The organism is Deinococcus indicus, assembly GCF_002198095.1.
GTDB lineage: Bacteria > Deinococcota > Deinococci > Deinococcales > Deinococcaceae > Deinococcus > Deinococcus caeni.
On sequence record NZ_NHMK01000014.1, the window covers coordinates 43482 to 68559 of the forward strand.

Below are 25078 nucleotides of genomic sequence, written 5' to 3' on the forward strand. Positions count from 1 at the left end.
ATGGTTGATGGTCAACAGCGTCTGCACGGCGCCTGCGCGCACGTCAAGGCCTACCCCTACTGTCCCTTCTGCCACTCCTCGAAGGGAATGCGGTCGATGGTGAAGGTGTCGCGGGTGTGGGCGTACGTGCCGCGCCCGCCCAGGCGGCCGATCAGGTCCAGGGCGGCAGTGTCCACGTGGTGCCTTTCGGCGTCCTGCACGGCGTCAGCGCGCAGGGTCAGGCCCAGCACCTCGCCCAGGATGATGCGGGTGCGGCCGATGGTCAGGGTCTGCACCTCGCGGCATTCCAGCGCGGCGGGCGCGGCGGCCACGCGCGGCACACGCACCTTCACGCCGGGCGTGAGGGCAATGCCCAGCGCGTCGGGTTCGGCGTGCCCGTGCGGGAAGTCGGTGGCGGTGGCGTTCATGGCGTCGGCCAGGGCGGCACTGACCATGTTCACGGTGAACTCGCCGCCGGGCGGGATGTTCAGCGCGGTGTCCTTGGGGGTGCCGTCGGCGCGGTCGCCGGGCGCGAACGCCACGACGGGCGGGTCGCTGCCCATCAGCCCGAAGAACGAGTACGGCGCGAGGTTCACGTGCCCGTCCGCGCCGAGCGTCCCGACCCACGCGATGGGTCGCGGCACGACGGTGGCGGTCAGCAGTTTGTAACGCGCGGCGGCGGGCAGCGCGGTCAGGTCGAAGTGCTGCGCGTCCGGCGGGGTGGTGGGGGCCTGGGTCATGCGGGCAGCGTAGCGGTAGCATGCCGGTCATGACTGAGCCTCAGCCCACCCCGACCGGCCCCGTCCCGTACCGCGAGGCGTACGCGCGCCTGTCGCGCATCGCGGCGGAACTGGAGTCCGGCGAGGCCGACCTGGACCGCGTGCTGCCCCTGCTGGAGGAAGCCCGCGAGGCCTACGCCCAGTGCCGCGCGCGCATCGAGGCGGTGCGCGGCGTCCTGACTGGCGACTGGGCCGGCGACGGGGCCAGCGACGGGGCCGACACCGACCCGGAAGACGACTCCGGCGCGGAGTAGACCCTGGCGGGTGCGGAGTGGGTCGCGGCCGCCCTGCGGTCCACTCCCCCTGCCGTTATCCCGCGATGGCCTCGCGGACGGGCGTGGTTCCGCTGACGAGTTCGGTGGTCAGGCCGACGCTGCCGGGTTCGTGCAGGGCAGCCACGACGGCGGCGGCCACGTCGTCGCGGGGAATCATGCCGCGCGGGGCGGGCAGTCCGGCGCTGACCTGACCGGTGCCGGGCGTGTCGGTCAGGCCGCCGGGCCGCAGGACGGTCCAGTCGAGGCCGCTGGCCTGCACGTGCGCGTCCGAGGCAACCTTGACGCGCAGCACGGCGTTCAGGAAGGGCGGCATCTGGTCCGGGCGGTCCACGCCCATGGAACTGACGACCACCAGCCGGCGCGGTCCTCCCTGCGGGGCGCGGCGCACGAGTTCGTCGGTCAGGGCGATCAGGGCGTCTCCGTCGATGGCCTGGGGGTGGCCGCTGACGCCCGCCCCGGCCGCCCACACGACCGCCTCGGCGCCGTCCAGGGCGTGCTGCCAGTCGCCGGTCAGGTCGCCCAGGACGGGGGCTGCGCCGTGCAGGGTGACCATGTCCGCCTGCTCCTGCGTGCGGACGAGGGCCGTGACCGCGTGGCCGGCCTGCGCGGCCTGATGAACGACGCGGCGGCCGACGCCTCCGGCTGCTCCGATGACAGTGATCTTCATGCCGCCCAGCCTGAGCGCCGCCCCCGCCGGTCACTGTCGGGCCGCTCACGGTGCGCCACGGGCAGTCTTCACGCGGCCCTTAGCGTTGCGGACGTGGCGGCCGGGCAGACCGGGCCTGCACGGGCGCGCGGCGGGCGTATCCTCTGAACTTGATGAGTGACGTTGCCCGCCCCGACCTGAACGGCTCCGGCTCTCCCGAGTCGGTGCATGACCCGCGCCCGGCCCGCCCGGAACCCGGCCCGCCCGCCGTCATTCCGGCCGTGTACCGCTTCGTGGTGAACGTGACGTACCTGCCGGTCCTGGCGAGCGGGATGCATCTGGAAGTGCATGGCCGCGAGCACGTTCCCGCGCCGGGCACGCCGCTGGTCGTCGCGGCGAACCATGTCAGCGCTCTGGACCCGTTCCTGGTGGCGCGGGCGTTGCCGCCGGGGCGGTTCCTGCAGTTCATGGCGAAAAAGGAACTGTTCGTGCCACTCGTCGGGGACGTGATCCGCGCCGGGGGGTCGTTCCCGGTGGACCGCAGCGGCAACGACCTGGGCGCGGTCCGCACGTCCCTGCGGATCCTGAAGGCGGACGGCACGGTCGGCATCTTCCCGCAGGGCACGCGCGGCGGCGGCGAACTGCACGGCGGGGCGGCCCTGATCGCCGCGAAGGGCCGCGCGCCGATCCTGCCGGCCGGCATCAGCCGCGAGGGGAAACGCTGGATCGTGCGTTTCGGCGCGCCGATCTCGCCGCGCGGCGGAATCAGGAACGTCACGGCGGAACTGGCCGGGGCACTGCGGGAACTGGCCGTACCGGTCGGCCGGACGTACTGACACGGGTTCCGGACGTGGAGCCAGCGGGCTTGACAGCCCATTCAATCGGAGTCGGTACGAGCAGTGGTGCGGACAGGTTCATCACTTCCGGGCAGACCAGCGGTGAACACGCCGTGTTTGCTCCTCCCCCTTGAGGGGGTGAGCAGGCATGGCGTGACAGAAGACGTGTTCCATACTTGTCCCCTCTGCCGCTTGAACAGTGTCCCCACCATTGCTGAGTCGCGCCGCCCGGACCCGGCAGGTCCTTCAGCCGGAGACAGCCCAGCGGGACGGACGGAATCCGTCGGGGGCGGCGTGCGCTATGCTGGGCGGTGACGGCTGCGGGGGGAAATCCGGTGAGAGTCCGGTCCTGTCGCGCAACGGTAACCCCGGCCCCCTGATGTGACAGGCGGCGGTGAAGGCCGAGCACCCCCGCCGTTCGCGCCGCCCGGAGTGGGCGGGCGTGGCTTGACCCCTCGCGGACTGGGGGCACGCCGTGAGCGCTTCCGCTGCCGGGGGCCTGCCACGGACACTGTGTTTCCCCGCCGCCGCCCACTCCGGGCGGCGCGCTGCGTTACCGGGGGGAAGGAGTTCCCATGAAGTTTCCGGTCCTGACCCTGATCACCCTGAGTGCCGCCCTGAGCGGCGCGGCCTCCGCGACCTCCTACCCGCTGACCCTGAAGGACGACCTGGGCCGCACCGTGACGGTGAAGGCCGAGCCCAGGCGGATCGTGAGCATGCTGCCCAGCACCAGCGAGACGCTGTGCGCCATTGCCGCCTGCGAGAAGCTGGTGGGCGTGGACACGTACAGCGACTACCCGCAGCAGGTGACGAAACTGCCGAAGATGGGCGGCCTGTACGACCCGAACATCGAGGCGATCATCGCGCAGAAGCCGGATCTGGTGCTTGTCAGCAAGTACGGCAAGCTGGAGGGACCGCTGACGCAGGCGGGCATCACGGTGGTGGCCGTGAACCCCGAGACGTACGACGAGGTGTTCAGCAAGACCCTGACGCTGGGCCGCGTCGTGAACCGCGAGGCGCAGGCGCGGGCGCTCGTGACGCGCATGAAGAGCGACATCGCCCGCGTGGAGATCCTGACGAGGAACGTGGTGCGTAAACCCACCGCTTACCTGGAGATCGACCCGACGCCGTACTCGGTCGGCCCGAACTCGTTCATGGGCGTGCTGCTGACCAAGGCGGGCGCGCGGAACATCATTCCCGCCAGCATGGGCGACTTTCCGAAGGTGGACCCGGAATTCATCGTGAAGGCCAACCCGCAGCTGATCCTGGGCGTGGACGCGAAGACGGCGGGCGCGCGGCCCGGCTGGAACAGCATCGGCGCGCTGAAGACCGGGCGGGTCGTGACCATCCCCACCGAGCTGAACACCATGCTGGGCCGCCCCGGTCCGCGTCTGCCGCAGGCGCTGCGCGGTCTGGCGAAGATCGTTCACCCGGAACTGTTCAAGTAAGCCCGTGGAGGCCGCCGCGAGTGACCGCCGGGGAGCGGCCGGCGCCCTGGCGCTGCCCCTGAAGACGGCCGGACTGGTGCTGCTGCTGCTCTCGGCGGTGGTGCTGGGCACCGGCCTGGGCAGCGTGACCGTGCCGCCGGGCGAGGTGCTGGGGGCGCTGTGGCGCGGCGTGACCGGTCAGGAGCTGGCCGGGAACGACGTGATCGTGTGGCAGATCCGCCTGCCGCGCGTGGTGATGGGCGTGCTGGTGGGGGCGAGCCTCAGCGTGTGTGGCGGCGCGTTTCAGGGCGTGTTCCGTAACCCGCTGGCGGACCCGTACCTGCTGGGCGTGGCGAGCGGCAGCGCGCTGGGCGCGACCATCGCCATCGTGGCGGGCTGGCCGCGCACCCTGATTCCCGTGACGGCGCTGCTGCTGGCGCTCGCGGCCGTGACCTGCACGTTGATCCTGGCGCGCGAGGGCCGCCGCTTTCCGCCGAACCGCCTGATCCTGGCGGGCGTGGTGGTGGGCAGCGTCCTGAGCGCGGCCACCACGGCACTGATCCTGCGGGGCGAGGACCGCGCGCGGCAGGTGCTGGCGTACACGCTGGGCGACCTGGGCTTCAGCGGCTGGCTGGACGTGCTGACGGTCCTGCCGTACGCGGCGCTGGGCGGCGGGGTGCTGCTGCTGCTGGCCCGCGCGCTGGACACCCTGCAACTGGGGGAACTGACGGCCCGCAGTCTGGGCGTGCCGGTTGAGCGGCTGCGGCTGATCACGGTCGTGGCGGCCAGCGTCGCCACGGCGGGCGCGGTGGCGTACGTGGGCGTGATCGGGTTCGTGGGCCTGATCGTGCCGCATGTGGTGCGGCTGCTGTTCGGTCCCGGCCACCGGACGCTGCTGCCGCTCTCGGCGCTGCTGGGCGGGGCGCTGCTGGTGTACGCGGACCTGCTGGCCCGCACCACGCCGCTGTCGCAGGTGGGGATCGTGACCACGCTGCTGGGCGGGCCGTTCTTCCTGTGGCTGCTGAGGCGGCAGTCCAGTGAGTAGTCCGGCCAGCAGTCCCACCAGTAGCCCGGACCGGCTGGAGGCGCACGACGTGCACGTGCAGGCCGGGTCGTTCCCGGCGGTGCGGGGCGTGAGTGCGGCGTTCGCGCCGGGCGAGTTCACGGCCGTGATCGGCCCGAACGGCGCGGGCAAGAGCACGCTGCTGCGCGCCCTGGTCGGCCTGACCCCGGTCACGCGCGGCGAGGTGCGACTGGCCGGAAGGCCCCTGCGGGACTGGAGCCGCGCCGAGCGGTCGCGGGCGCTGGCGTTCCTGGCGCAGAGCGAGGGCCTGCCGGCCGCCGCGCGCGTGCGGGACGTGGTCGCCCTGGGGCGCGGCGCGGGCGACTGGCGCTTCGGGCTGCTGCCCCGTTCCCCCTGGACCGCCGAGGACGAGGCCGCCGTGGACGCCGCGCTGGACCGCACGGACACCCGCCGTTTCGAGGACCGGCGCGTGTCGGAACTGTCGGGCGGCGAGGCGCAGCGCGCCGCCCTGGCCCGCGCGCTGGCCGCGCAGCCCCGCTTCCTGCTGCTGGACGAACCCACCAACCACCTGGACCTCGCGTACGCGCTGGAAGTCGTGCGCTACCTGCGCTGCGAGGTCGCCGGGGGGCTGGGTGTCGTGGCAGTCCTGCACGACCTGAACCTCGCGGCCCGCGCGGACCGGCTGGTGCTGCTGCACGCCGGGCAGGTGCTTGCCAGCGGGCGGCCCGCCGACGTCCTGACGCCCGCGCACCTGCACGCGGCGTACGGGGTGCGGGTCAGGGTGGTGCAGGACGCAGACCGCCTGCTGGTCATCCCCGAGGATTAGGGCGATGCCAGCCAAGTACTTCCGAACGAACGGCCACCTGCTCGTCTGCCAGGGGCCCAACTGTCAGGCGCGCGGGTCGGCGCTGCTGCACCGCGCCCTGTGGAACCACCTGGAACGCGCCTCGCTGGCGTACTACAAACGCGGCGGCACGCTGCGCCTGACCGAGAGCGGCTGCCTGGGCGCGTGCAGTTACGGCCCGGCCCTGTGCGTGTACCGCGCCGACCCGGCCGGGGCAGGCCTGGAGGAAGCGTGGTACGCCGCCGTGGACTTCCCGCTGGCGGCCCGCGTGGCGCAGGCGGTGCATGACGGCGCGCCCCTCCCCGCCGAGCACCGCTACGGCCCCGGGGACGGCACGCAGCGGTAACGCAGGAGCGGCGGGTGCAGGTCAGCCGCGCACGACTTCCAGAATCGTCTGGCCGTACTTGCGCAGGCGCTCGGGGCCCATGCCGCGCACCTCCTGCAGGTCCGCCTCGGTGTAGGGAATGCGGCGGGCGATCTCGGCGAGGGTGGCGTTGCTCGCCACGATGAACCGGCTGATCTCCTGGCGTTTGGCCTCGCTGTTGCGCCAGTCGCGCAGGCGGGCGTACACGGCGGCCTGCTCGTCCGTCAGGTCGGCTGCCGGGTCCTCGCGGCCGCCGGGCAGGTCCGGCACCAGCGTGACCGGGGTGGGGTCGGCCGTCACGGGCGCCGCGCCGCGCGGCAGCGGGCGGCCCTGGCGCTCATGGCGGGCCGGGCGTTCCCCACGGGCCGGACGCTCGCCACGGGCGGCCCGCTCCGGGGACGGCCGGTCGCGGCGCGCGGCGGGCGTCTCCTCCGGCTGTGGTGCGGCAGCGCTCGCGTCGGGGGTGGTCAGGTCGGGGGTGCTCGGGTCGGTCGCTTCCGGGCGCTCCTCCGCGTCGTCCGGCGCCGTCAGGGTGTCCGGCGTTCCAGACAGCGCGTCGGCGGGCAGCGGGTCCAGATGCCGCACGTCCGGCAGGCCCGCCGGCTGGTTCGGGGCATCCGGGCCGGAGCTGACAGGCGTCGGCAGCGGCAGGTGCGCCGGGGCGGGCGTGTCGCTGAACACGATCTCCGGTTCCCAGATCTCCTCGGCCGGCGCGGGAATCGGGGCGGGCGCAGGCGTGGGCGCCGCCTCGAAGGTCACGCGGTCGGGGCCGGCGTCGCGGCGCGGGCGGTCCTCACGGCGCGGCTCGTCGCGGCGTCCATCATCCCGGCGCCCCTCGTCCCGGCGGGGACGGCCGCTCCGGTCGAACGCGGCGCGGTCACGGCCGCCCCGGCGGAACTCGCGGCGCTCCTCTCCCCGGCCCTCGGGCGAGCCGTCGCGGTCCCGGCCGGGCCGGTTCGCGTCGGCCGGCGCGCGTTCCGGCTGGAACGACCCGGACTGCTCGGGCCGGGCCGCTCCGGCGCGCAGCAGGCCCAGGCTGACGCTCAGGTCCTCCAGGCCCGGCGTGAGCAGCACGCCCCCGCCCACGCTGCGGGCCGCCGCGAGCACCCCACCGGACGGCGCGGTCGTGTCGGCCGCCGCGTCCGGCGACAGCAGCAGCGCGGTCGGGCCGGCGGGTTGCGCCGCGCCGCCCAGCCGCTCGGCCAGCTGCGCCGCCGTGCGGGCCGAGCGGGCCAGTCGCAGCGGCAGGGTCGCGGCGTCCCGCAGGGCCAGGGACACGCTCAGGTCGCTGGGGGGCGCGCCGGCGGCGTCCGGGGTGCGGCCCGTGCCGAACAGCGCGGCCAGCGGCGCGTCCCCGTGGCCGGTCAGGGTGACGCTGTCGCGGTACACGGCGAGTGTCGCGCCGCGCCGCAGCCAGTCGCCGCCGGGGGCCAGGGTGGCGTCCGCGATGACCGGCACCCCGGCGCGGCGGGCGCGGTCCAGGTCGTCGGCGCTGGGTTCCATCAACCACACGGCGCGTGCGCCGCGCCAGTCGGCGTCCAGGGGCGCGGCGGCCAGTCCGGCGTCGGCGAGGGCGTCGCGGTTCACGCGCAGGCGCGGGTCTACGCGCAGGGTGCCGCGGCCCAGCTGCGCGGCGAGCTGGTGGGCCAGGGCGGCGTGGTCGCGCAGCAGCAGGCCCCAGTCGGCGCCCTCGAGCGCGGCCAGCGCGCCGGACAGCCGCGCCTGCGGATCACCGCGTTCGGCGTGCAGGCGCACGAGGCGGGCGTCAGGACGCAGGGAGGCAGGAGCATCAGTCATACCCGCCATTGTGACGCACCCGGCGCAGCGGGGGGAATAGCGTCCCGGCGCGGCGGCGTTCACGCGCAAACGCCCAGACCCTTACAAAGTGCGGCGGCCAAACGCGCCATGCTGGAAGGGAACGGAGGTCTTCATGGCGCGCATTACCCGGTACAGCAAGTTCGAGGGGGAACTGGACCAGCTGGATTCCAGTGAACTGATGCAGATGATTCAGGAGGCGCTGCTGGGGCAGGGCATGAACGACCCGTACGACCCGGACCCGGACGCCCGGCCCAGCATGGACGACCTGTTCGACGCGATCCTGGAGGCGCTGGCCGAGCGCGGCATGATTCCCGAGGAGCAGCTGCTCGAAGCCATGCAGGCCGACGACATCCGCGAGACGGGCCTGGGGCAGCAGATTCAGCAGCTGATGGACCGCCTGCAACAGGACGGGTTCATCCGCAAGGAATTCGAGGACGGAGAGGGCGGCGGCGCGGGCGACCCCGGCGACGCGAAATTCCAGCTGACCGACAAGAGCATCGATTTCCTGGGGTACAAGAGCCTGCGCGACCTGATGGGCGGCCTGGGCCGCAGCAGCGCGGGCGCGCACGACACCCGCGAGTACGCCAGCGGCGTCGAGATGAGCGGCGAACTGAAAGCCTACGAGTTCGGGGACACCATGAACCTCGACACGACCGCCACGCTGGGCAACGTGATGGGCAAGGGCTTCGACAACCTTGAGGAGAGCGATCTGGTGATCCGGCAGGCCGAGTACAACTCGTCGGCGGCGACGGTGGTGCTGCTGGACTGCTCTCACTCCATGATCCTGTACGGCGAGGACCGCTTCACGCCGGCCAAGCAGGTGGCGCTGGCGCTGGCGCACCTGATCCGCACGCAGTACCCCGGCGACACCGTGAAGTTCGTGCTGTTCCACGACAGCGCCGAGGAAGTCCCGGTTTCCAAGCTCGCGCAGGCGCAGATCGGGCCGTACCACACGAACACGGCGGGCGGCCTGCGGCTGGCGCAGCAGCTGCTGAAGCGCGAGAACAAGGACATGAAGCAGATCGTGATGATCACGGACGGCAAACCCAGCGCCCTGACCCTCCCGGACGGCCGCATCTACAAGAACGCGTACGGCCTGGACCCCTACGTGCTGGGCGCGACGCTGCGCGAGGTCGCCAGCTGCCGCCGCAGCGGCATTCAGGTGAACACCTTCATGCTGGCCCGCGACCCGGAACTGGTGGGCTTCGTGCGCCGCGTCAGCGAGATGACGCGCGGCAAGGCGTACTTCACGACGCCGCAGAACATCGGCCAGTACGTGCTGATGGACTTCGTGACGAACAAGACCAAACTGGTGAACTGAACGACAGGGCGCACCGAAAGCCGCTGGCGCATTCACGCTGCCAGCGGCTTTTTCTGATGTCCTGACGTGCTATTCGGTGGCTGCGGGGTGGCTCAGCCCATCTTGACGAACATGGGCGGCTTGACCCCGATCATGCGCGCCATGACCCACACCTGGCCCTTGTGGTGCGCCTCGTGCGTGATGATCATGTCGAGCAGGGCGGTGACGGGCATCTCGCGGCCCCCGAATGCGGGCACCCGGCGGGCGAGGTCCTCGTCGGTCAGGGCGCTGATGGCGGCCAGGGTCTGCTCGTTGGTGTCCCACAGGCGGCCGCGCGCCTCGGTGAGGGTCTGGCTGGGTTCCGGGGCGGGCGCGGGCGTCTGGCCCTGGATCATGCTGAGGAAACGGGTGGCACTGACGGACAGGTGGTCGGCCTGCGCCATGAAGTTCATGCCGCCTTCCCAGGCGCTGAAGCCGCCCTGGTCCTCGGGCAGCTGCTCGTAGAGGTCCATCAGGGCGGCGCGGTGCATCTGGAAGGAGCGGGCGTAGTTCGCGGATCGGGTCATGCATGGCAGCATAAGGGCGCGGCCCCCACCTGTGTGAGGGCCGCGCTTCAGTCTGGGGTTCAGTCTGATGCTGGGGGTTCAGCGGGCGCGCAGGGCGTCGCGGATTTCCATCAGGAGTTTTTCCTCGTTGGTGGGTCCGGCGGGGGCGGCCTCGACGGGCTTGGCCATGCGTTCGCGGAACTTGTTGTAGGGCACGACGACCACGGAGTAGATGACGGCCATGGTGAGCAGGAAGGTGATCAGGGCGGTGATGAACAGCCCGTAGTCGAAGTCCACGCCGTTGATGGTGAACTTGCCGCCGACGGCGCCGCCGCCCGTGACGAGTTTGATCAGCGGGTTGATGAAGGCGTTCGAGAAGGCCGTGACGAGGGCCGCGAAGGCCGCGCCGGTCACGACGGCGATGGCGAGGTCGACGATGTTGCCGCGCATGATGAAGTCCTTGAATCCGCTGATCATGCGTGAAGTTTTACACTCGATTCATCGCTTGACAATGCAATTCACATAAGATTGTCTAGACTTCTCTGGGGGGATGTGGGGTATTTCTGATTGAAAAACAGAAATTTATGCTAGCAATCCCAGACAACCCCCCCCAGCGGGCTATACCACTTCAGCGGGCATCACGCTGCGGCCGACTCCGTCTGTTCCAGTACCCGACCGCAAGAATGCCGGGGTGCCGAGTCCCCGCCCGGAGGGTATTTTCTACGCGCAGTACGACATGGGAAACGGGCACCCGGTCCACGACCCGGTGCCCGCCCCGACTGCAACCGTTCGGAGGTTGCCTCCTAATCGTTCAGGCCTGACCGCGCATGTTCTGCTCGGCGACCTGCACGGACACCGGTTCGTCGCGGCCGCCGTCCTTCACGGCGTGGGCGCTCATGCCCCACTGGTGACCGCTGCTCTGCGCGCCCTGGAGGATCACGCGGGCCAGTTCGCCCAGCGTCGCGCCGCCCGGCCGGATGTCCATGCGCAGTTCGGCGCGCAGTTCGTCCAGGCTCACGTCGTCCAGCATCAGCTCCGTGCCGTAGCGCAGGGTGGTGGGCGGCACGATCAGCAGGTCCGCCTCGCCCGGCTTGATCGCGTGCCGGAAGCAGCGGCCCGTCAGCAGGCCCGCCACGGTCGTGACCTTCCCGAAGGTCTTGTTCTCGATGGACCGGACCTCCACGGTCAGGCCTTCGATGGCCCGCAGCGGCTCGACGGCGCGGTCCAGCGACTCGGCGAACAGCGACCCCGTGCCCAGGATCACGCGCCGCGGCTCGGGCAGCGCCGCCGGGAGTTCCGGCAGGGCCTCGGTCAGGAAGTCGCGGATCATGCCCACGCCGTTTTCCAGCATCGGGAAGCCCTCGTACTCCTCCTCGGGCGGCAGCGGCTCGCCCGCCAGCAGGTACAGTTCGTCCGACGGGAACACGAACCGGGTGCCGCGCTCCGCGAGGAACTGCTTACGCCACACGTTCAGGCGCCGCAGGGTGTCCTGCGCTTCCTCGCGCGTGAAGGTCCGCACGTCCGGCAGGTTCGTGCGGTGGGAGGTCAGCCCGATCGGCACGACCGCCGCGCTGATCACGTTCGGCCGGCTCGCGAGGTACTCCACGGTCTCGTCGAGGTTCTCGCGGTCGTTGCGTTCCGGCACCAGCACGATCTGCGTGTACAGGTCGATCTGCTCCAGCCGCTCGATCATGGAACGGATCTGCACCGCCTGCTGGTCCTTGACCTTCAGACGCCACCACTTCATCATGTCCTGCCGCAGGTCCTGGTTCGCCGTGTGGACCGACACGTACAGCGGCGAGAGGTTCTCGTTCTCGATCCGCTGAATGTCGCCCTCCGAGAGGTTCGTCAGGGTCACGAACGACCCGTACAGGAACGACAGGCGGTAGTCGTCGTCCATGATGTACAGGCTCTTGCGGAAGCCACGCGGCATCTGATGCACGTAACAGAAATCGCACTTGTTCGCGCACTTCTTGATGCCGTCGAACAGCACCTCCTCGAACTCCAGGCCCGGATCCTCCCACTCCACGTCGAACGTGAAGGTGTCCTCCAGGCTGGGCGGGGACGGCAGGAACAGCCGGTGGTGATCCTGCGCGGTCCCCGCCACGCCCGTCATGACACGCGGCGCCTCCTTCGGACGGGCGATCTCCAGCGTCGCGCGGCCCTGCGACAGCGCGTGCCGGTACGCCAGCACGTCCGTCACGGGCTCGCCGTTCACGCGCAGCAGCACGTCACCCGGCTGCACCCCGGCCCGCTCGGCGGCGCTGCCACCCTCCACCGACTTGATCGGTGCGGGAAAAACCTGATCCTGCATGTTCTCAGCTGCCGTCACAACACATCACCCCTTTTCGGGACTCCAGTGGCGGCCCCGCATCAAGCACAACAGCATAACAACCCCGCACAGGGCCGGGTGTGAGTCAAGGCGGGATTGGCGGGGGCCATGACTGCCCCCACCGCACCCCGCTTACCCGATCTGCCGCAGCAGGTTCACGGTCTCGATCATCGCCAACACCGCCTCCGCGCCCTTGTTCCCGGCCTTGATCCCGGCGCGGTTCAGGGCCTGCTCGACCGTATCCGTCGTCAGCACCCCGAACGCCACCGGCACCCCCGTGTGCAGGCTGGTGTTCAGGATGCCGTTCGCCGCGCCGCCCGCCACGAAATCGTAGTGGTCCGTATCACCCTTGATAACCGCCCCCAGGCACACCACCGCGTCATACTTCCCGCTCTCCGCTAGCTTGCGGGCGATCAGCGGCACCTCGTAACTGCCCGGCGCCAGGAAATGATCCAGATTCTCCGTCTTCCCGCCGTGCTGCACGAACGCCAGCTCCGCCCCCTCCACCAGACGGTCCACGATCAGGTGATTCCAGCGGGTACTGACAACAGCAAACTTCAGGTCGGTGGCGAGCAGATTGGCTTCAATTCGGTTCATGGTGGGTCTCCTTCGGAGGGCAACCCCTCCGCCCTTCGGGCACCTCCCCTCAAGGGGAGGCATGGCTTAGTCCTTGGCTCCCCTTGAGGGGAGCTGGCCGCGCAGCGGACTGAGGGGTTCTCAGTCCCCGCTGCCGTCCGTGCCGATGTGGCCGAGTTTCGCGGCCTTGGTGTTGAGGTAGGCGGTGTTGTGTTCGTTGTGGCCGGCGTGCAGGGGCACGCGTTCGACGACTTCCAGGCCGAAGCCGCCCAGGGAGTGGAGTTTGCGGGGGTTGTTCGTCAGGACGCGCAGTTGCCGCGCGCCGAGCAGGTGGAGCATCTGCGCGCCGATGCCGAAGTCGCGGGCGTCAGCGGGGAAGCCGAGTTGCAGGTTCGCCTCGACGGTGTCCGCGCCCCCGTCCTGAAGGTGGTACGCGCGGATCTTGTTCAGCAGGCCGATGCCGCGCCCCTCCTGCCGGAGGTACACGAGGACGCCGCGGCCCTCGGCGGCGATGGCCTGCATGGCGGCGTCGCGTTGCGGGCCGCAGTCGCAGCGCAGGCTGTGGAAGCCGTCCCCGGTGAGGCACTCGCTGTGCACGCGCACCAGCAGGGGGTCGGGCGTGACGTCGCCCATGACGAGCGCGACGTGTTCCGCGCCGGTCAGGGCGTCCTCGAAACCGATGATGCGGAACTCGCCGTACTCGGTGGGCAACTTCGCCTCGGCCACCAGCTGCATGAAGGGGTCGTGTTCCATGCGGTACGCGATGAGGGCCTCGATGCTGCCGACCTTCAGGGCGTGCCGCTCGCCGAACGCGAGGAGGTCCGGGAGGCGGCTCATCTCGCCGTCGTCGCCCATGATCTCGCAGATCACGCCGACGGGCGGGAAGCCTGCCAGTCGGGCGAGGTCGCAGCCGGCCTCGGTGTGTCCGGCGCGGCGCAGCACCCCGCCGGGCCGCGCGACGAGCGGGAAGATGTGGCCGGGGCGGCGGAAGTCCGTGGGTTTCGCCGCGTCGTCCATCAGCGCGGCGATGGTGGCGGCGCGGTCGAAGGCGCTGATGCCGGTGGAGTTGCTGACGTGATCCACGCTGACGGTGAACGCCGTGCCGTTCGGGTCGGTGCTGCTGCCCACCATGGGCGTCAGGTCCAGCATCCGCGCGCGGTCGGGCGTGAGGGTCACGCAGATCAGGCCACGCCCCTCGCGCGCCATGAAGTTCACCCACTCGGGCGTGGCGGTGGCGGCGGGCATCAGCAGGTCGCCCTCGTTCTCGCGGTTCTCGTCGTCCACGAGGATCACGGGCCGCCCGGCGCGCAGTTCCGCCAGCAGCTCAGGGATAGAGGCCAGGGTCATGCCGTCACCTCCTGTTCGGGCGTCCAGTCGCGCATCAGGATCAGTCGTTCCACGTATTTCGCCATCTGATCCGCCTCCAGGTTCACCTGCGTGCCCGCCGCCCAGGTGTGCAGGGTGGTGACCTCCAGCGTGTGCGGCACGAGCCACAGCGTGAACTCGTCCGGGCGCAGGTCCGCGCGGCTGCCCGCCGGGCCACCGGCGTCGACGACGGTCAGGCTCACGCCGTCCACCGTGACGCTCCCCTTCGGCACGAGGTAGCGCGCGAGGTGCGGCGCGGCGCGCACGGTCATGGTGTAAGCGCCGGGCTGGGCGTCCACGCGCAGGATCTCGCCCACGCCGTCCACGTGCCCGCTCACCACATGCCCGCCGAAGCGCGCCTGGGCGGTCATGGCGCGCTCCAGATTCACCTTCGTGCCCTCCCGCCAGTGCGGGGCGGTCTTGGCCAGCGTCTCGCGGCTGAGGTCCACGGTGAAGCCCGCCGCGTCCCAGGTGGTCACGGTCAGGCAGGTGCCGTTCACGGCGATGCTCTCGCCCAGTTCCACGTCCGCCCACATGCGCGCGGGCTGGATGGTGACGGTCAGGTTCCCCTCGTTGTCGGTGGTGCGGGCGATGTGCCCGACCTGTTCGATAATTCCAGTAAACATGTGTTGACCTCGGGTGGAGGCAGGAGCGCACTCGCCCCCCTCCACGGGGAAGGAAGGCTCAGACGCGCGGGATGTCGTGCAGCAGGCCGGTGATCAGGACGTCCGGGCCGAGGGTCTCGACCGTCACGTCCCGCAAGGCCTGCGCCTCGTGCATGGGGCGCGTGGGGCCGGTCAGGGGACTCAGGCCCGCGCCCAGGAGTTTCGGGGACACGAACACCCTGACCTCGTCCACCAGTCCCTGCGCGAAGAAGGCGCTCAGGAGAGTCGGGCCGCCCTCCAGCAGCACGCTGCCGATGCCCAGGCCCGCCAGTCCGCTCAGGGCGTCCGGCAGCGAGTCGGCGCGCTGCACGGTGATCCCGACAGCCTCGTGCGCGGTCGCGTCGGCGTCTGGAGCGGTCACGAGCACGGCGCCGTCGCGCCACGCGCGGGCCTGCGGATCGCTCGCCGCGCGGCGGTCGAACACCACCGGGCGCGGGTCACGTCCGCCCGGCACGCCGCGCGTCGTGAGGGCCGGGTCGTCCAGCCCCAGCGTGCCGCTGCCGACCGCGATGGCGTCCAGTTCGTCACGCCAGCGCATGGTGCGCTCGCGGGCCTGCGGGCCGCTGACCGCGCCGTTGCTCTCGTTCAGCGCGGCCACCTTGCCGTCCAGGGTCATGGCGTACTTCGCCACCACCCACGGGCGGCCCCGCACCACCGCGCTGCGGAAGCCCGCCTGCTGCCTCACGGCCCCGGCTTCCAGCACGCCCACCGTGACCTCGATCCCAGCATCGCGGAGTTTCTGCACGCCGCTTCCCGCCACCAGCGGGTTCGGGTCCAGCGCCGCAACGACCACCCGCCGCACGCCCGCCGCGATCAACGCGTCCGCGCAGGGCGGCGTGCGCCCGTGGTGACTGCACGGTTCCAGCGTCACGTAGGCGGTGGCGCCACGCGCCCGCTCACCCGCGTCCCGCAGGGCGAACACCTCCGCGTGCGGCTCACCGGCTCTGGGGTGGAAGCCTCGCCCCACCAGTTCATCGCCTTGCACGATCACGCAGCCCACGGGGGGATTCGGCGCCGTGCGGCCCAGTCCTCTGGCAGCCTCCGCCAGCGCAAGCGTCATGAACCGCTCGTCTACTGGCAGTGCCGCCGCCACCCCAGGGGGTGGAGCATTCACTTCATACATGGTCTGTCGCCGCCCGCCGGGGTGGCAGGCAGCGTTCCTCCTTCTCTCATCCGGACTCTGACCGTCGGCCCCGGAATCTCACCGGATCGGGCCTGCGCGTGGTGCAGTCTGCGCGGGCTTCGCGGGCTGAGGCTCACGCCATCACCGCCGGTAGGGAATTCCACCCCACCCCGAAGGAAGTCGGCCCACCCGGGAGCGGGCCACCCTGAACCTAGCACCCGGCCACCACCCAACTGTGGGAGAGATCAGACACCTGACGGGGGACACCCCCGCACAACAGGCTGTGGGGGGCACGCCGGTCTGGCGCACCCCCCACAGGACCATTCGCGGCGTGGTCAATCCGTGGCGCTGACTCCCTCGCCGGCGCCCCAGACCTCGCGCGGGAGGCGGCGATCGAGTTCCGGGTCGGCGCGGCGGTCGAAGAGCGGGTCGGCCTGACCGGCGCGGCGGGCGCGGTCGTAGTCGCGCAGCAGCCGCAGGGCCAGCGGCGAGAGCAGCAGCAGCGCCACGATGTTCGTGACGGCCATCAGGCCCATGCTGAGGTCCGCCATGTTCCACACGGTCGGCACCTCGGCCAGCGCGCCGAACAGCACCATGCCCAGCAGCAGCGCCCGGAAGGCGTTCAGCACCCAGCGGTGACGGGTCAGGAACTGCACGTTCCCCTCGGCGTACGCGTAGTTCCCGATGATGCTGGTGAACGCGAACAGGAAGATCGCGCCCGCCAGGAACGCGCCGCCCCAGCCGCCCACGTGCGATTCCAGCGCCGCCTGCGTGAGCTGCACGCCGGACAGGTCCGCGTCGCGCGGCAGCGGGCTGAGCAGGATGATCGCGGCCGTGCAGGTACACACGATGATGGTGTCCACGAACACGCCCACCATCTGCACCAGCCCCTGCTGCACCGGGTGGTTGACGCTGGCGGCCGCGGCGGCGTTCGGGGCGCTGCCCATCCCGGCCTCGTTGCTGAACAGGCCGCGTTTGACGCCCATCATCAGCGCCTGCTGCACCGCGAACCCGGCCGCGCCGCCCACCGCGCTCTCCAGACCGAAGGCGCTGCGGACGATGCCCAGCAGCATGTCCGGCACCTGACCCAGGTGCGTGAACACCACGTACAGCGCGATCAGCAGGTACGCGAGCGCCATGAACGGCACGACCAGTTCGGCCACGCGCGCCACCCGGCGGATCCCGCCGAAGATGATCGGCGCGGTCAGCAGCACCAGCGCCGCCCCCACCGCAGCGGGCGACAGCCCGAAGGCCTGCTGCATGGACGCCGCGATGCTGTTGCTCTGCACGGCGTTGAACACCAGCCCGAACGCCAGGATCAGGAACACCGCGAACAGCTGCCCCATCCAGCCCTGCCCGAGTCCCTGGCGGATGTAGTACGCCGGGCCGCCCCGGAACCCGCGCTCGCCGTCCCGGACCTTGAAGGCCTGCGCCAGCGTCGCCTCGATCAGGGCGCTGCTCATGCCCACCAGCGCCGTGACCCACATCCAGAACACGGCGCCCGGCCCGCCCAGCGAGATGGCGATCGCCACGCCCGCGATGTTCCCGGTGCCCACGCGGCTGGCCAGTCCGGTCGCGAACGCCTGGAAGGACGTGATGCCCCCCCCGGACCCGCCGGAACGGCTGCCCAGGATCGTGCGCCACGCCTGCCCGAAGTACCGGAACTGCGCCGCGCCCGTCCGGACCGTGAAGTACAGGCCCGTGCCGATCAGCAGGTAGATCAGCAGCCAGCCCCACAGCAGGTTGTTCCCCGCGTCAATTGTTGCGTTCAGCGCATTCATAACCCGTCACTGTACCACCCGCCCGGCAACGCCCGGACCGGCGCGTATGCTCTGCACAGGCCCCACGCGCCGGCAGCACAGGGGCGCGGGCGGGTCCGGAGGCACCCCACCCATGAAGACGATCCTCGTGACCGGAGGCAGCGGCGTGCTGGGCCGCGCCCTGACGCCCGCCCTGGAGGGCCGCGCGGACGTGCGCGTCCTGTCCCGCCACGCCGACCCCCAACCCACCTTCCGGCAGGGTGACCTGCAGACCGGCGCGGGCCTCGCGGAGGCGCTGCGCGGCGTGGACACCGTCATCCACGCGGCCAGCCAGCCGTCGCGGCCCCAGGCGGACCTCGAGATGACCGGCGTGCTCCTCGCGGCGGCGCGCGAGGCGGGCGTGCGGCACGTCGTGTACGTCAGCATCGTGGGCTGTGACCGGGTGCGGGCGTTCCCGTACTACCGCGCCAAGACCCAGGCCGAGGCGCTGGTCGCGGCGGGCGGCGTGCCGTTCACGGTGGTGCGCGCTGCGCAGTTCCACGAGTTCGTGGCATTCGTGCTGTCGCGCCTGACCCGCGCGCCGCTGCTGCCCCTGCCGGGCCTGCCTCTGCAGCCGGTGGACGTCCACGCCGCCGCCGCACAGATCGCTCAGGTGGCGCTGGGCGACCCGCAGGGCCGCGCGCCGGACCTCGTCGGCCCGCAGGTCATCGCACTGCCGGAACTGGCCCGCAGCTGGGCCGACGCGACCGGCGCCCGCACCCGCGTCCTGCCCGTCCCCGCCGCGCGGCGCTTCACGCCCCTCACCCGCCCGGACCTGAGCGGCGTGGGCCGCACCTGGGCGCAGTGGCTCGTGCAGGAGGCCGCGCGCCCCAACCCCTACGCAGGCTGAAGCAGGCTCGCCAGTCCGCGTGACGCGACGTCCCGGATAACGCAGGTCATCTGGTGCGAGATCTCCGTCTCGGTGGGGTTGATCTCGATGGCGATCCCACCGCGCCGGAGGGTCTCGGCGGCCAGTCCGGCGGCGGGGTACACGGCGCCGCTCGTGCCGATGACCAGCGCGACCTCGGCGGCGGCGAAGGCGTCCTGCGCGGCCTCCAGGGCGTCCTCGGGGAGCAGTTCGCCGAACCAGACGACGTTGGGCCGCATGCGGTTCCCGAGCGGCGAGGTGGGCGGCGTGACCAGTTCAGTGGGCGCGGCGAGGGGGAACGTCTGCCCCGTCACCTCGTCCCGGCCGCTGAGGAGGTTGCCGTGCAGTTCCACGACCCGCCCGCCGTGCGTGCCGCTGCCCGCGCGGTGATGCAGGCCATCCACGTTCTGCGTGGCGAGGAAGAAGCCCGGCCCCTTCTGCGCTTCCAGTCGCGCGAGCAGGTCGTGCGCGCCGTTGGGCTGCGCGGCCAGCACGTCACGGTAACGGCCCGCGTACCACTCCCAGACCATCGCCGGGTCGCGGCGGTACGCGGGCGGACTGGCGAGGTCCTCGGGCCGGAAGCGCGCCCAGTGCCCGGTCTGCGCGTCCCGGAAGGTGGGAATGCCGCTCTCGGCACTGACGCCCGCGCCGGTCAGCACGGCGACGCGGGTGGCGGCTTGCAGGGCGGCGCGGGCAGCAACGAGATCCATGAGGGCAGGGTAGCCCGGCGCCGGACAGGTCCGCTGCCTCAACTCCAGCAGGGGTCAAAGTGGTTCAGGGCTCCCCGGTGGTGCCAGGGAACCCTGAGGTGGGTGGGGCTGACCGTTCAGCCTGGGGGCCGCGCGCCGGAGTGACCGGGTCCGTGGGTGCCCTGCGTCCAGGATTTGATCGAGCCTTGCAAGCTTGAGCGCTGAGCGTTCATGGAAAGAGGGTTGAGAACCGTGAAGGCTGTCACCTGAACCGTCAACTCTGAGTGTTCAGCGGTCCCCCGTGGGGGTTGGTGCCATCGACATCCGGCGTCCGGAAGTCAGGAAGTTGACCACAAGGCCCTGTGGTCGGGGCGGTCACGTCGCGCGCCGTTCGAACGGCCAGCCCCGCGCCTCACGGCACGTCGATCACCGTCAGGGCGTTGCTGACGCTCAGGGCCTGATCCACCTCCGCGAGGAACGCCTCCACCTGATCCGACAGGCGGTCCATGTCCGCCTGCGCGTCGAGAGGGTCGAGGAGCCGCGCGGCGTTGCGGTCCATGAAGGAGCGGTGCAGCGCCTCGTACTCCGCGCCGCGTGAGCCTTCCTTACCCAGCAGCGCCTGCGCCTGCTGGTCGAGGCGTTCCCCGGCCCGTTCGTTGTGCAGTTCGACCTCCCGCTGCACGCGGGCGAGGTCGCTGCGCAGCCGCGCGATCAGCCGCTGCTCGAAGGCCACGCTGGCCTTGCGTTCGATCGCGGCGGCGACCGTGTACGTCTGCCCGGCGATGTCCACGGTGGTGCGGGCGTTGCTGGCGACCACGGCCGCCTTGATCGCCGAGCGGCGGCGCAGCAGGTCCGTGACGCTCTGCCGGCGCGCCCGGACGCGGTCGTTGAATTCGGCGGCGCTGCGGGCGTCGCGGGGCGGCTCCCCGCCGACCGTGAAGGTTACGAAGGTCGTCTCGTCGATCAGTTTGTTGGCGCGTTTTTCCAGCAGTTTGAGTTCGCTCAGGGCCTTGGTGATGGTCATTCGTTCACTGGACACAGGAACACCTCCGGATCGGGGCCGGGTGGGCTGAACAGATGGACGGAAGACGGAAACGCAGTCTCGACAGCGGCGGGAAGGCGAAGAGTCGTGCTGGGCTGCCTGTGCTGTTCAGGCTCAAAATAAAAAACCCGCCTTCTTCGGCGGTGATAGAAACAAGATACCCCGGTATGCAGGCTGCGTCAACCCCCCGCCGGGCGGCCTGATTTCTGCCGTCCAGCACGCCAATCACTGAACGGCGCTTTCAGGACCTATGCACCGTCGATGTACGCAGGCGGCACCGTGTCCGCCAGCCACACGCCGTTCTCGCTGACGAGGAACAGGTGCCCCGCGGCGTGCATCTCCCCTGCCCGGACGGTGAGGATGACGGGTGGCCCGCGCCGCGCACCGACGCGCCGGGCGGTGTCGGGGTCAGGCGAGAGGTGGACGTGGTGGCGGTTCATGGGGCGCAGTCCCCCCTCGCGGATGGCGGAGAGGGCACCCGTGTGCGTGCCGTGATACAGCCGCGCGGGTGGGATGGCAGGTTCGAGTTGCAGGTCGACGGGCACGCTGTGCCCCTGGTTGGCGCGGATGTGGTCGCCGCGCAGGGCGAAGCGTTGCTTATCGCTTCCCGAGACGACGGCCTCGACCTGCGCGCGGGTGACGTTCAGGTGCGCCAGAAGAGGTGTGAGGGGCACCCACCCGCCGGGCGCGAGGGTCAGCCCGGCCTCGTGCGGGGCGTGACGCAGCAGGTACGAGAGGCGTCTGGAGAGGGCGTGGTCGGTCATGCACCCAGTCTGCGCGGGGTGAGGCGGGTGGGGCATCAGCCAGTTGACGCAGGCCATCCGGCTGGGGGCGCGGTACGCTGCGGGTCATGACACAGCATGAGACGTGGGCAGCGCTGCGGGCGCACTGGCAGGAGCTTTCGGACCTGGGTGGGATCGGGGCTCTGCTGGGGTGGGATCAGAGTACGTACCTGCCGCGTGGGGGTTCGGCGGGGCGGGCGCGCCAGCGGGCGCTACTGTCGGGTCTGCGGCACGCGCGGGCGACGGACGCGGGGTACGGGCGGCTGCTGGATGCGGCGGGCGCGCTGGACCTGGGGCCAGTGGAGGCGCGGATGCTGGCGGTGGCGCGGCGGGACTTCGAGCGGGCGACGCGCCTGCCGGGCGAGTTCGTGCGGGCGTCGGCGCAGCATGCCGGGGAGAGTTACGCGGCGTGGGTGGAGGCGCGGCCCGCGAACGACTGGGCGCGGATGGTGCCGCTGCTGGAGCGGACGCTGGACCTGAGCGTGCAGCGGGCTGGCTTCTTCCCGGAATTCTCGGACCCGATGGATTTCTTCGTGGACGCCTCGGACGAGGGCATGACGGCCACGCAGGTAGACGCGGTGTTCGCGGAGTTGCGCGCGGCGCTGGTGCCGCTGGTGGACGCGGTCGCCGCGGCCCCGGCGCCCCGCATGGACTTCCTGGCGCGCGAGTACCCGATTGCCACCCAGCTGCGGCTGGGCGAGGAGGTCGGGGCGCTGTACGGGTACGATTTCGCGCGGGGGCGGCAGGACCTGACGGCGCATCCGTTCATGACGCGGCTGGGCGCGCGGGACGTGCGGATCACGACGCGGGCGCAACTGGCGGACCCCACGGACGCGCTGTACTCCACGCTGCACGAGGTGGGGCACGCGCTGTACGAGCAGGGCGTGGCCGACGACCTGCTGGACACGCCGCTGGGCGGCGGGGTGAGTGCCGGGGTGCACGAGAGCCAGTCGCGGCTGTGGGAGAACCTGGTGGGGCGCTCGCGGGCGTTCTGGGCGGGGCAGTTCGGGCGCTTCCGGGACGCCTTCCCGGAGCAGCTGAACGACGTGACCGAGGAGGAGATGTTCCGCGCGGTGAACGTGGTGCGCCGCAGCCTGATCCGCACGGACGCGGACGAGCTGACGTACAACCTGCACGTGATCACGCGCTACGAGCTGGAGCGGCAGCTGCTGGGCGGCTCGCTGGCCATTTCTGATCTGGCGGACGCGTGGCACGCGGCGTACGAGGCGAACCTGGGCCTGCGCGCCCCCAGTCACGTGGACGGCGTGTTGCAGGACGTGCACTGGTTCAGTGGCGGGATCGGCGGGGTGTTCCAGGGGTACACGCTGGGGAACGTGCTGAGCGCGCAGTTCTACGCGGCGGCGCAGGCGGCGAACCCGGACCTGGACGGGGACATCGCGCGGGGCGAGTTCGGGCGCCTGCACGGCTGGCTGCGTGAACACGTGTACGCGCCGGGCCGGACGTTCACGCCGAACGAACTGGTTCAGCGCGCAACCGGGCAGGGCATGACCGCCGCGCCGTACCTCACGTACCTGCGTGGGAAGTACGCAGGGCTGTACAGCCTGAGCTGAGCGCCCCACGAAAAAGGCCGCCCGACCGGGGGAACATCGGCGGGCGGCCCTGGGTTGGGGGTGTGGGGGCGGGGCAGGGCGCGGGGGATCACCGCGCAGGGTCTGCCGGTCCGGATTTCAGTGTGCCACGCGTGGTATTTCGTGATTCTGACAGCGGCGGTGGGTCGCCTGTGATGCTCAGCGGCGGCCGACGCCGGGCGCGAGGGTCAGGGGCGCGTCGAGTTTCAGCCAGATGAACTCGTTGGTGTCCTTGACGGCCGCGCCGCGCCCGCCGGTGCCGGGGTAGTTGTTGTCGTTGGCGACCAGGACGGTGGTGGCGTCGAGCACGATCACGTTCTCGATGGTCACGTACGGGAAGCGGAACACGCCGCCGGTCGTACTGGGCGCCAGTCCCTGCGGGTCGGCGATGTTCAGCAGGTCGGCCAACAGGGTCTTTTTCAGGGTGCCGTCGGCGTTGCGGTCGGTCAGGCTGAGGCGGTAGAGGCGTTTGGTGCGGGCGGCGTCGCCGCTGCCGCCGTCGCGTTCGATGACGATCAGTTCCGAGGCGTTCACGGGCGTGATGTCCCCGATGGCGTTGCCGGGCGCGTCGAGCGGGTAGCGGCCGGTCAGGGTCCACCGGCGCGTGGCGAGGTCGATGGCGTGCAGGCGCAGCTGGCCGGGCGCGTCTCCGGCCACGGTTTTTTCCAGCAGGGCGTGCAGCGTCTTGCCGTCGGGGCTGAGGGTCAGGCCCTCAAAGCCGCCGCTGCTGCCCAGCGTGGCGGCGCCGCTGCTGGCGCCCTGCGTGAAGGCGGGATGCTGGGGGCTGCGGACTTCGGGCGCGGCGTACTCGGCGACCACCTTCGCGCCGGTGGCGGGGAAGTCGGTGAACAGGCCGTCCACGCCCGCCAGGATGGCCTGCCGCATCTCGGCTTCGGGGTTGTTGGCGTACTGGGCCGGCAGGAAGGTGGGTTCGTTCCGGAAGGTGTACGGGTGCACGAGCAGCCCGGCGGCGTGCGCGCGGGTCACGAAGTCGGTGGTCTGCCCCTTGCCGTCGATGATCCAGCCCTTGCTGGGGCCGATGCCGCTGGCGTACGTGGCGATGTCGCGCAGGCCCTCGGGGGTGGTCAGGTCGGTGTTCCGGCGGGGGTCCTTGCGGGCGGTCAGGTCGTAGGGCGCGCCGGTCTGGCCGCCCAGCAGTTGCACCAGCGGCAGTTTTACGCCGGCGGCCGGCATGATGGTGGCGTGCAGGTCGCGCAGGTTGCCCGTCTCGAAGGACTGGATGAACACGCGCGCCGGGTCCGTGAACCCCTCCTTCTTCAGGGTGTCGATCACCAGTTGCGAGGTGTTCACGCCGGCCTGCGCGGTCATGAAGGTGGGGTGCTTCGTTTCGGGGTAGATCCCGACCCGGCGGCCGGTGCGGGTCTCGGTGTCGCGGATCAGGGCGATGATCTCGCTCAGGGTGGGCACCTCGAACTGCCCGTCGAAGGTGCGGCCACGCAGGGCCGGCAGGCGTTCCACGGCGCGCAGGGTCTTGAGTTCCGCCAGCGTGAAATCCTCGATCCAGTAGCCCGTGACGTCCTGCCCGTCAAGGTTCTTGGTCTTCACGCGCCCGGCGAACTCGGGGCGGGTCGCGACGTCGGTGGTGGCCTCCGTGACCTTGCCGCTCCCGTCCAGGACCGCCATGACGGGTTCGTGCCGGGCGACCAGCACGCCGTCCTTCGTGACGACCAGATCCGGTTCGATGAAGTCCGCGCCCGCCTCGATCGCCACCCGGTACGCTTCGAGGGTGTGTTCCGGGCGGGTGCCGCTGCTGCCCCGGTGCGCGATCACGAGGGGCGGCCGGCCGGTCAGGGTGGGCAGGCCCGGCAGGTTCGGCGTGGGCATGGGGGCGTCCAGCAGCACGCCGTCCGCGCTGAAGTGCAGCAGGTACGGGCCGAACTCGTCGCCCACCCACAGCGTCCCGTCGGGCGCGACCACGAAGCCTTCCGGGTCGAAATCCGCGCCGGTCAGCAGACGCTCCGGGCTGGCCTCGTTCACGATCGCCCACGGTACGCGCCGCTCCGGGTCACGTAACTGAATGAACGCGCCCACCTCGACCTTCCCGGTTCCCGTGGGCGCAGTCTTCGGGGTGAGGGTCAGGCGGTACAGGCGCAGCAGGTAATCGGCGCTGTTGTTCTTCGCGCCGTACCCGTTGTCACTGAGGAACAGGTACGTGCCGTCCGGCGCGAACTGCACGCCGCTGAACCCCTGCACCGGCTGCCCCTGAAAACGCGCCTGACCGCGCAGTCCGTCCCTCCACGCGCCGCTGGCCGGGCCGGGCGCGAAGGTATCGGCAGGCAACTCGGCGTACCCGGCCAGCGTGACGGCCTGCGCGCCCCCCACACCCAGCAGCAGCGCGGCCGACAGGCGGATCATGAGGGCTTTCACGGACATGCGGACAGCAGATGAGG

24 protein-coding genes and 1 riboswitch are annotated in these 25078 nt (G+C 71.2%); of the genes, 9 read left to right on the top strand and 15 right to left on the bottom strand.

The features are described 5' to 3' along the window. Nucleotides 1-56: 56 nt before the first annotated feature. Nucleotides 57-719, bottom strand: a complete 663-nt coding sequence (locus CBQ26_RS10730; protein WP_088248639.1) for a flavin reductase family protein — start codon at nucleotides 717-719, stop codon at nucleotides 57-59. A 29-nt stretch (nucleotides 720-748) separates the two neighbouring features. On the opposite strand from CBQ26_RS10730, the gene xseB reads away from it, so the two are divergent. Beyond that, nucleotides 749-1012, top strand: a complete 264-nt coding sequence (gene xseB, locus CBQ26_RS10735) for an exodeoxyribonuclease VII small subunit (RefSeq protein ID WP_088248640.1) — start codon at nucleotides 749-751, stop codon at nucleotides 1010-1012. 55 nt (nucleotides 1013-1067) lie between these two features. Here xseB and CBQ26_RS10740 read toward each other — a convergent pair whose 3' ends face one another. Continuing rightward, nucleotides 1068-1700 (bottom strand): NAD(P)H-binding protein, encoded by a 633-nt coding sequence (locus CBQ26_RS10740; protein ID WP_088248641.1) that lies wholly within the window; start codon nucleotides 1698-1700, stop codon nucleotides 1068-1070. Nucleotides 1701-1852: 152 nt separating this feature from the next. On the opposite strand from CBQ26_RS10740, the gene CBQ26_RS10745 reads away from it, so the two are divergent. The 5 genes from CBQ26_RS10745 to CBQ26_RS10765 all read left to right on the top strand — a co-directional run bounded on the left by CBQ26_RS10745 (nucleotide 1853) and on the right by CBQ26_RS10765 (nucleotide 6156). Further along, nucleotides 1853-2515, top strand: coding sequence for a lysophospholipid acyltransferase family protein (locus tag CBQ26_RS10745; RefSeq protein ID WP_088248642.1), 663 nt, complete (start codon nucleotides 1853-1855; stop codon nucleotides 2513-2515). A 575-nt stretch (nucleotides 2516-3090) separates the two neighbouring features. Continuing rightward, complete coding sequence (locus tag CBQ26_RS10750; protein ID WP_088248643.1) at nucleotides 3091-3963, top strand: ABC transporter substrate-binding protein; 873 nt, start codon at nucleotides 3091-3093, stop codon at nucleotides 3961-3963. Nucleotides 3964-3967: 4 nt separating this feature from the next. Next, a complete protein-coding gene (locus CBQ26_RS10755; protein WP_088248644.1) occupies nucleotides 3968-4987 on the top strand; it encodes a FecCD family ABC transporter permease in 1020 nt (339 codons plus the stop codon). A gap of 79 nt (nucleotides 4988-5066) precedes the next feature. Beyond that, complete coding sequence (locus CBQ26_RS10760; RefSeq protein WP_088248803.1) at nucleotides 5067-5792, top strand: ABC transporter ATP-binding protein; 726 nt, start codon at nucleotides 5067-5069, stop codon at nucleotides 5790-5792. Between the two features lie 4 nt (nucleotides 5793-5796). Then, nucleotides 5797-6156, top strand: a complete 360-nt coding sequence (locus tag CBQ26_RS10765) for a (2Fe-2S) ferredoxin domain-containing protein (protein WP_088248645.1) — start codon at nucleotides 5797-5799, stop codon at nucleotides 6154-6156. Between the two features lie 21 nt (nucleotides 6157-6177). On the opposite strand, the gene CBQ26_RS10770 is transcribed toward CBQ26_RS10765, so the two are convergent. Beyond that, entirely contained in the window at nucleotides 6178-7971 is a 1794-nt protein-coding gene (locus CBQ26_RS10770; RefSeq protein WP_088248646.1) for an HRDC domain-containing protein, read from the bottom strand. Nucleotides 7972-8104: 133 nt separating this feature from the next. Between CBQ26_RS10770 and CBQ26_RS10775 the strand changes: the two genes are divergently transcribed. Beyond that, nucleotides 8105-9313 (top strand): vWA domain-containing protein, encoded by a 1209-nt coding sequence (locus tag CBQ26_RS10775; protein ID WP_088248647.1) that lies wholly within the window; start codon nucleotides 8105-8107, stop codon nucleotides 9311-9313. A gap of 92 nt (nucleotides 9314-9405) precedes the next feature. Here the strand turns inward: CBQ26_RS10775 and CBQ26_RS10780 are convergent, their stop codons facing one another. From CBQ26_RS10780 to CBQ26_RS10815, 8 genes are all read right to left on the bottom strand, one after another. Then, complete coding sequence (locus CBQ26_RS10780; protein ID WP_088248648.1) at nucleotides 9406-9858, bottom strand: DinB family protein; 453 nt, start codon at nucleotides 9856-9858, stop codon at nucleotides 9406-9408. A gap of 78 nt (nucleotides 9859-9936) precedes the next feature. After that, on the bottom strand, nucleotides 9937-10314 hold the full coding sequence (mscL, locus tag CBQ26_RS10785) for a large conductance mechanosensitive channel protein MscL (protein ID WP_088248649.1): 378 nt from the start codon (nucleotides 10312-10314) through the stop codon (nucleotides 9937-9939). 334 nt (nucleotides 10315-10648) lie between these two features. Continuing rightward, nucleotides 10649-12151: a DUF512 domain-containing protein gene (locus tag CBQ26_RS10790; protein WP_172418048.1), complete on the bottom strand. Its 1503-nt coding sequence runs from the start codon at nucleotides 12149-12151 to the stop codon at nucleotides 10649-10651. 150 nt (nucleotides 12152-12301) lie between these two features. Next, nucleotides 12302-12766, bottom strand: coding sequence for a 6,7-dimethyl-8-ribityllumazine synthase (ribH, locus tag CBQ26_RS10795; RefSeq protein WP_046843441.1), 465 nt, complete (start codon nucleotides 12764-12766; stop codon nucleotides 12302-12304). Nucleotides 12767-12886: 120 nt separating this feature from the next. Then, nucleotides 12887-14092: a bifunctional 3,4-dihydroxy-2-butanone-4-phosphate synthase/GTP cyclohydrolase II gene (locus CBQ26_RS10800; RefSeq protein WP_088248651.1), complete on the bottom strand. Its 1206-nt coding sequence runs from the start codon at nucleotides 14090-14092 to the stop codon at nucleotides 12887-12889. Beyond that, entirely contained in the window at nucleotides 14089-14736 is a 648-nt protein-coding gene (locus CBQ26_RS10805) for a riboflavin synthase (protein WP_088248652.1), read from the bottom strand. Before CBQ26_RS10805 ends, CBQ26_RS10800 begins: the two co-directional genes overlap by 4 nt. A 58-nt stretch (nucleotides 14737-14794) precedes the next feature. Beyond that, nucleotides 14795-15835: a bifunctional diaminohydroxyphosphoribosylaminopyrimidine deaminase/5-amino-6-(5-phosphoribosylamino)uracil reductase RibD gene (gene ribD / locus CBQ26_RS10810; RefSeq protein WP_088248653.1), complete on the bottom strand. Its 1041-nt coding sequence runs from the start codon at nucleotides 15833-15835 to the stop codon at nucleotides 14795-14797. Between the two features lie 97 nt (nucleotides 15836-15932). Then, nucleotides 15933-16080, bottom strand: a riboswitch (FMN riboswitch). A 153-nt stretch (nucleotides 16081-16233) separates the two neighbouring features. Further along, the gene (locus tag CBQ26_RS10815) at nucleotides 16234-17679 is read right to left on the bottom strand and encodes an alanine/glycine:cation symporter family protein (RefSeq protein ID WP_088248654.1); all 1446 of its coding nucleotides are present in this window, start codon (nucleotides 17677-17679) and stop codon (nucleotides 16234-16236) included. A gap of 112 nt (nucleotides 17680-17791) precedes the next feature. Between CBQ26_RS10815 and CBQ26_RS10820 the strand changes: the two genes are divergently transcribed. Beyond that, nucleotides 17792-18547 carry an SDR family oxidoreductase gene (locus tag CBQ26_RS10820; RefSeq protein WP_172418035.1) on the top strand — a complete coding sequence of 252 codons (756 nt, stop codon included), beginning with the start codon at nucleotides 17792-17794 and terminating at the stop codon, nucleotides 18545-18547. On the opposite strand, the gene CBQ26_RS10825 is transcribed toward CBQ26_RS10820, so the two are convergent. The 3 genes from CBQ26_RS10825 to CBQ26_RS10835 all read right to left on the bottom strand — a co-directional run bounded on the left by CBQ26_RS10825 (nucleotide 18535) and on the right by CBQ26_RS10835 (nucleotide 21060). Continuing rightward, entirely contained in the window at nucleotides 18535-19275 is a 741-nt protein-coding gene (locus CBQ26_RS10825; RefSeq protein ID WP_088248656.1) for a Sir2 family NAD-dependent protein deacetylase, read from the bottom strand. The genes CBQ26_RS10820 and CBQ26_RS10825 overlap by 13 nt on opposite strands. 391 nt (nucleotides 19276-19666) lie before the next feature. Next, entirely contained in the window at nucleotides 19667-20293 is a 627-nt protein-coding gene (locus CBQ26_RS10830) for a hypothetical protein (RefSeq protein WP_143342052.1), read from the bottom strand. Between the two features lie 251 nt (nucleotides 20294-20544). Next, a complete protein-coding gene (locus tag CBQ26_RS10835) occupies nucleotides 20545-21060 on the bottom strand; it encodes an RNA 2'-phosphotransferase (protein WP_088248658.1) in 516 nt (171 codons plus the stop codon). An 86-nt stretch (nucleotides 21061-21146) separates the two neighbouring features. Between CBQ26_RS10835 and CBQ26_RS10840 the strand changes: the two genes are divergently transcribed. Continuing rightward, nucleotides 21147-22649 (top strand): carboxypeptidase M32, encoded by a 1503-nt coding sequence (locus CBQ26_RS10840; RefSeq protein WP_088248659.1) that lies wholly within the window; start codon nucleotides 21147-21149, stop codon nucleotides 22647-22649. Between the two features lie 177 nt (nucleotides 22650-22826). Here CBQ26_RS10840 and CBQ26_RS10845 read toward each other — a convergent pair whose 3' ends face one another. Next, nucleotides 22827-25061, bottom strand: a complete 2235-nt coding sequence (locus tag CBQ26_RS10845) for an esterase-like activity of phytase family protein (RefSeq protein WP_088248660.1) — start codon at nucleotides 25059-25061, stop codon at nucleotides 22827-22829. Nucleotides 25062-25078: the final 17 nt, after the last annotated feature.